At 58.2% G+C, this 6,123-nt stretch carries 4 protein-coding genes; 2 read left to right on the top strand and 2 right to left on the bottom strand.

What is annotated here, in order from left to right; all coding sequences use genetic code 11:
- Positions 1-284: 284 nt before the first annotated feature.
- Positions 285-857, top strand: coding sequence for a DUF4468 domain-containing protein (locus BLW21_RS13920; RefSeq protein ID WP_092741048.1), 573 nt, complete (start codon positions 285-287; stop codon positions 855-857).
- A 135-nt stretch (positions 858-992) separates the two neighbouring features.
- Here BLW21_RS13920 and BLW21_RS13915 read toward each other — a convergent pair whose 3' ends face one another.
- Positions 993-1,880 (bottom strand): DNA/RNA non-specific endonuclease, encoded by an 888-nt coding sequence (locus BLW21_RS13915; protein WP_092741046.1) that lies wholly within the window; start codon positions 1,878-1,880, stop codon positions 993-995.
- A gap of 244 nt (positions 1,881-2,124) precedes the next feature.
- On the bottom strand, positions 2,125-4,329 hold the full coding sequence (locus tag BLW21_RS13910) for a T9SS type A sorting domain-containing protein (protein WP_092741044.1): 2,205 nt from the start codon (positions 4,327-4,329) through the stop codon (positions 2,125-2,127).
- A gap of 325 nt (positions 4,330-4,654) precedes the next feature.
- Between BLW21_RS13910 and BLW21_RS13905 the strand changes: the two genes are divergently transcribed.
- Positions 4,655-6,028 (top strand): sigma-54-dependent transcriptional regulator, encoded by a 1,374-nt coding sequence (locus tag BLW21_RS13905; protein ID WP_092741042.1) that lies wholly within the window; start codon positions 4,655-4,657, stop codon positions 6,026-6,028.
- Positions 6,029-6,123 lie beyond the last annotated feature (95 nt).

Here is a 6,123-nt window from a genome sequence, read left to right as displayed (position 1 = left end):
CCCAAGTGTGTGCGGCTGAATCAGTTCCCATTCACGCTCAGTAAGTTCGTGGCGTCGCATCCCGCAAATTTAAACATGACTGTCCACACACTCTAGGGAAGCTTATGCGCAGTAGCTTTAGTTTCGGCGTTACCCTATCCCCACGCTTAGTCAGCGAGTTAATAGTAAATCGAGAATCTTAACATAATTACAATAGTACTGTTTATTGCTGAATTGAATTTACGCCCTATATTTGCTAAATCCCTGCTTTTGAGACTTTTATTCTTTCTTTTCTGCTGACTGCTATGAATAAAGTACTACTTCCTTTTTTGCTGGCGAGCTTTCTAACGCTGCCCATAGCGACCCACGCTCAAGCGCCAGAGCGGGTCGATTATACGGAGCAGGTAGTAGTGGAAGGCGCCGGCCACGACGCCCTTTACGCCCGCGCCCTCGACTGGACTCAGCACAAGTTCAACTACACACCGACCACCGGCCTCGTGTCTGACCCATCCAAATCAACTATCCGGGTGATGGGCTCCGGCACGCTGAAGCCGGTGGATGACCGCGGCAAGGATCAGAACATGACAGTGTTGTTTACCTTCCGCTTTCAGGCCAACGATAACGGCTACACCTACCACGTCAGCTCCTTTGAGGTCGTGCCTGACCCCAAGTTGCCTACTCAGATGGTACCACTGGACCAGTACCAGACCGAACTGCAGGCCAGCCGCAACAACGCCAAAACCCACAACGACCGCCGCCTGGGTGCCCAGGCCAACTCGCTGGCCAGCGAGGTAGCCATGTCGTTTCGCTCCTTTATGAACAGTCAGCCCGCCGAAGACCACGTTGGTGTAGGCGGCGAACAACATAGCGCGCAATAGCCGCCCCAACGGAGCAGGCATAAAAAAGGAGGCTACGTTACAACGCAGCCTCCTTTTTTATGCCTGCCCGACTGGACGCTTACGCGCAGAAGTGGTGGACGCACTTCCCGGCAGAACCCGTGGCCTAACCAGTACTTAGTTGGTGGGGCCGCTGTCTACGCGGGCTTCTACAGTGCTCTGAACACTGGCCGATACGGCCGAGAGCAGGTTGTAGCCAGTAGCCTGCTCAATAGCATCGACGCTGGTGCGGTAGCTGCCCCAGGTGGTGCTTATGCTGTTATCATTGGGCGTGTCGAGGGCGATAATGCGGGTGCTAGTGGTAACACGGGCCGCATCGTTGGAGCCTACGGGCAGTACTACCACTACTTTCCAGCAGCGGGCGGGCACAGTTACGCGGCCCTGGTCGAGCGTAGTGGCGTAGCCGGCCGAGCCGGTACCGCCCTTGCCGTAGCTGCCGGCAATGATGTAGAGTTCGTTGCCCGCGTTTACGAGGGTGCGGCAGTAGTTTTCGAGGCCAGCCCAGGTGCGCTGGTTGTTGTTGGGCGCCTGGGGTATCATGTTATCCATCAGGAAGGTAGCCGAGTTGTCGGCCACCGAGCCGGTGCGGTCGGCGGAGGGGCAGTTGTGGCCGCGGTCGAAACCCGAGCCCGAGTAGCTGCTGCTGCTAACGCGGTACCAACCAGTGGGCAGCGAATTATCGGAAGCGAAGTTATCCTGGCGGGGAGTGCTGCCCAGCCAAGCGCTGCTCAGGTGCCAGCTCACCCAGTTGGGCGTACCCCGGTCGCGGTGGTACGACATGCTGAATTGGGGCTTGCTGATAAGGTAATTCCAGTAAAATTTGGAGTCGGCCTGCGCGCCGCTGGGGTTGCCTAGGGCCAGGTTGTTGTCGCGGGTGGCGGTAGTGCTATCGGCTGCCTGCGTGGTAGTACCAGGGCCGGCGGGTTCCACGTTTTCTTTGGAGCAGGAAACCGCCAGGCTGGTGAGCAGGGCCAAGCCCAGTACGCGGGAAAGGGTACGCGACATGCAGTAAGACTAAAAAAGGTAGCGGATGAATGATGCCGCAAAGGTGACCATTCGTTCGGGGCCAGAGGTTACGGTAACGTTACCATCCGGTCTGCGGCCCTTCATCCCGGCTGCTCCCAGCTACGCAGAAAGCCCCGCCGGCCTGCAACCAGCGGGGCTTTCCAGCTTACATAGCCATAAAGCACCTTAATAGAACACCACGAATAAATCTTGCGCGTAGGCCCAACAAACAGGGCCTGCCGGCTTAACGGTTTTGCGTCAGCACCAACCGCTGTCGGCCTACCGGGCGTCCGGCGGCATCCTGCACCACGGCTTGGTACATGCCTGCTCCCAGATTGGGAAGTACCACTTCGGCCGCTGATGCTACGCCGCGTAATGGTTGCTGGCTTACCAACGCCCCCTGCATAGAGTAGAGCAACAGCTGATATCCTCCCTCAGGCAGCGCTGGCAGGCCCCCGATGCGCAGCTGGCTGCCCCCTGAAGCCGGGTTAGGGTAGAACACCAGTTGCCCGGCCCCACCTCGGCGCGTTACTGCGGCCACTGCCGAGTAGGTTTCGGTACCATCAAGGTCGACCTGGCGCAGGCGATAATAGAGGAGACCAGCCGGCAGCTGGGCCGCCGCGGCATCGGTGAAGGCATACGACCGGTTGCCGCTGCTGCTGCCAGCAGCCTGTTGCCGGCCTACAGCCACAAAGCCCCGACCCGCCTCAGCTGAACGCTGCACCTCGAAATAGCTACTGTTGACTTCCGTAGCCGTTGCCCAGCTTACCTCCACGGCCAAGCCGTTGGCGCGGGCCCCGAATGCCGTCAGTTGCACGGGCAGCGGATTGGTGGGCACCACAATAACGGAGGGGAAGCCCGTAGGCCGGTCTTCGGCAAAGGCGAAAAATATGCGCGAGTTGCTCAGCAGGTCTAGGCCTGTGGCAAACTCTACTTCCACCCAATCAAAGTCCTGAGTAGTCAGGAATGCAACCTCAAACTGCCCATCGGCCAGTACCTCCAGATTGAGCAGGCTGCCGTCCGCAGCAGTTTCCACCAGCGTGCCGCCATCGGCTCCGCTATAGGTTCTGATGCGGATGTTGGCCAGCACGCCAACATCCGCCAAGCCGGTGCCCAGGCCCAGCCGTACGCCGGCCAAGTTGCCGGCTTTGCCAGGGGCGTCGAGGCGCAGCTTCAGCCGCGGGTTGGTCGCCACGCTCAACAGGCTGCTCACGGTGGCAAAATTACCGGTCAGGTTCTTATCGGCGGCCAACCGGGCATTGCTGATGAGGGCAGCGGTACCACCCACCTGAAAATTTGGATCGGGGTTATCGAAGGCCGACAGCCGGGGCTGCTGGTCGCGGAACGTGCTGGGCGTTACCCCGAAGCCGTAGTACACCCGCAGATTGTTGAGCAGGTCCACTACGCTGGTGCGCTGTAGCTCTACCCGATCGAAGGGCGCGGTGGTCGTAAACCGCACGACGGACTGGCCGTTCGGCAGTACCTGCAGCTGCAACAGGCCGCGGCCACTGGCCTGCTCCTGCTTCACGCTTCCCTGATACGTTGTAACGCGTAGTTTGTCGAGTACGCTCACATCGAGCAGCCCCCCCGAGCCCAGCACGAAGCCCGCCTCATAACCGGCCGGGGCCTGGCCCTCAAGCTGCGTTTGCAGGGTGTTGGGGCAGCTTACGCCGACAAAAGTATCGAAGGTGGCAAAGTTGGTCAGGTCCTGATCAACGGCAAATTCCGGATTACTCACCCCGCTGTTTACGCAGACCGTTATTCCATTGTCATCCTTTACCGTTGTGCTGTAGTTGGCCGTAGTAGGACTATCAAAGCGCGAAGCATAGCCATCCGTTTTTTCGATTACGTTGGCATCGATGGCGTAGGCGTAGAATACGTCGAGGCTATAGCCAAGCGCCAGCACCGAGCTAATTTCCAGTTCAACCTGGTCGAAGGGCTTGGAGGCAACAAATTCGAGCCGCACGGCGTCGCTACTCTGGCCCAGCGTGGCCTGCAACACCTGGCTGCTTACCGGCACCGACTCCTGGCGCACCGACTTGAGAAAAGTATTTATCCGAATACCTCCCGCTACGCTCGCCCCCACTAATCCTAGCAGGGCGCCTTTGCGGCGGACCAGCACGCCGGCGCGGTAGTTCTTGGGTGCTTCCTTGGCCAAATTAATTCGCAGTTTCACTTCGCCAAGCAAGCCTAGCGGTATGTTCACGGTAGCCGCCGTACCGAATTTCCCATCCGCCGCCTGCTCAATGTTTGAAACGTTGCCCGAGCAAACTTCAATAACACCACCGACCGTGGTGCAACTGCGCGTAAAACCGGTACCACTGGCCCCACCAGACGAGTAGATGGGTTCACTGGCCGCCAGAATGGTTTGGGCCGCGAGCAGAAGCGCGGCCAGCAGCATCAGCGGGCGAATGCCGCGCCAGGTGCCGAATGAGTAGAGAGCAGACATAAGCAACTAGTAATGAATTGACAGCCATGCGTATGCAGGCTACCCACCCATGCCAATTACCTAGCCAGCTCTCCTTATCACTCTTTTACCCCTGACTATCAATATATTAAGGATATTGTAAATTATATTTATTATCCCAATATGGGAATTTTTATCCGCAATGGGAATTTTTTGGTAAGCCCATTATTCCCGCTTATACTCGCAGGATTAACTGCTCTGCCTCTTCTTTCTGAAAACAACTTTCTCAGGAATAGAACTCTTCTAATGCCCCCACTGGAACTTGCAACCGTGTGGCCCCAAGAGAATCTATCCTTTCCCCCTTCACATGAGTTCGACCGCTATTTCTATTTTCATTGTCGAAGACAATGCCTGGTATGCCGAGCTATTGGAGTACAAGCTGACTCAAAACCCCGATTACACCGTCCGGCGCTTTGCTACGGCCCAATCCTGCCTCGACAACCTCAGCGAACCGCCCGACATTATTACGCTCGACTACACCCTGCCCGACGGCCGGGGCGATGAGGTGCTGCGACGGCTGAAGGAGCGCCTGCCGGAAGTAGCCGTAATTGTTATTTCGGCGCAGGAGGATATCCGCACGGCAGTTGGCCTGCTCCAGCAGGGAGCCTATGAATACCTGGTAAAAGACGAGGAAACTGCCGACCGGCTGTGGCATACAGTAGGCAACATTGTGCAGCAACTGGCCCTGCGCCGTGAAAACACCCAATTGCGTAAGCAAATTGGCCAGAAGTACGATGCGCGGCGGGCCATCCGGGGCAAAAGCCCGGCCATGGGCCAGTTGTTTACGCTCATCGATAAGGCCGCCCGCACCAACATTACGGTATCTATTGTAGGCGAAACCGGTACTGGCAAAGAGCTGGTAGCTAAGGCCATTCACTACGGTTCCGACCGGCGCGAAGCGGCTTTCGTGGCCGTGAACGTGGCCGCTATTCCGCGCGAGCTGCTGGAAAGCGAGCTGTTTGGCCACGAAAAAGGAGCCTTTACCGGCGCGGTAGCCCGGCGCATAGGCCGTTTCGAAGAAGCACACCGCGGCACCCTGTTTCTGGATGAGGTAGCCGAGCTGGATTTAAGCCTGCAGGCCAAGCTGCTACGGGTGCTGCAGGAGCGCGAGGTATGCCGGGTGGGCGGCACTGGCTCTATTGCCTTTGATGCCCGCCTGATGGTGGCCACGCACCGCGACCTGGCCCGCGAGGTACAGGAAGGGCGGTTTCGGGAAGACCTGTACTACCGGCTGCTGGGCCTGCCCATCGAGCTGCCCCCGCTGCGTGATCGAGGCAACGATGTGCTACTGCTGGCCGAGGGCTTTTTGCACGAGTTCTGCCAGCAAAACAGCTTGGCGGCCTGCAGCCTGTCCGAAGAAGCTGAGCAGAAGCTGCTGCGGTACTCGTTTCCGGGCAACGTGCGCGAGCTTAAGGCACTGGTGGAGCTGGCGGCCGTACTGGCCGAAAATGGCACCATTGCGGCGGCCGATCTGCCCTTGCGCAGCCCCCACCCCGTCGCCGCTACTGCCCTTACCGGAGCCCCGCCAGCCGATGAGTCGCTGAGGGCCCAGACGACGGCCATCGTGCAGCATTACCTCGACCGCTACGAAGGCAATATTCTGCATGTAGCGGCCAAGCTACAAATCGGCAAGTCAACTATTTACCGCATGATTCAGCACCAGGAAGTGCAGGTTCGCTGAGCGAACCAAATATATGCAGCTCTTTATTTTATCTTATCCGCGTATCGGCAAGGCTGGCTGACTAGCGTAAAGGACATTCAGCAATAAACTGAAAG

Origin of the sequence: Hymenobacter psychrophilus (genome assembly GCF_900107135.1) — a bacterium.
Classification (GTDB): domain Bacteria; phylum Bacteroidota; class Bacteroidia; order Cytophagales; family Hymenobacteraceae; genus Hymenobacter; species Hymenobacter psychrophilus.
The sequence above is the reverse complement of the archived record's forward strand: the minus strand, read 5'-3'. Positions and strand labels throughout refer to the sequence as shown.

Coding starts and splice junctions, on each gene's coding strand:
- BLW21_RS13920 (WP_092741048.1), top strand. CDS start 285: ATGAATAAAGTACTACTTCCTTTTTTGCTGGCGAGCTTTCTAACGCTG.
- BLW21_RS13905 (WP_092741042.1), top strand. CDS start 4,655: ATGAGTTCGACCGCTATTTCTATTTTCATTGTCGAAGACAATGCCTGG.
- BLW21_RS13915 (WP_092741046.1), bottom strand. CDS start 1,880: ATGTCGCGTACCCTTTCCCGCGTACTGGGCTTGGCCCTGCTCACCAGC.
- BLW21_RS13910 (WP_092741044.1), bottom strand. CDS start 4,329: ATGTCTGCTCTCTACTCATTCGGCACCTGGCGCGGCATTCGCCCGCTG.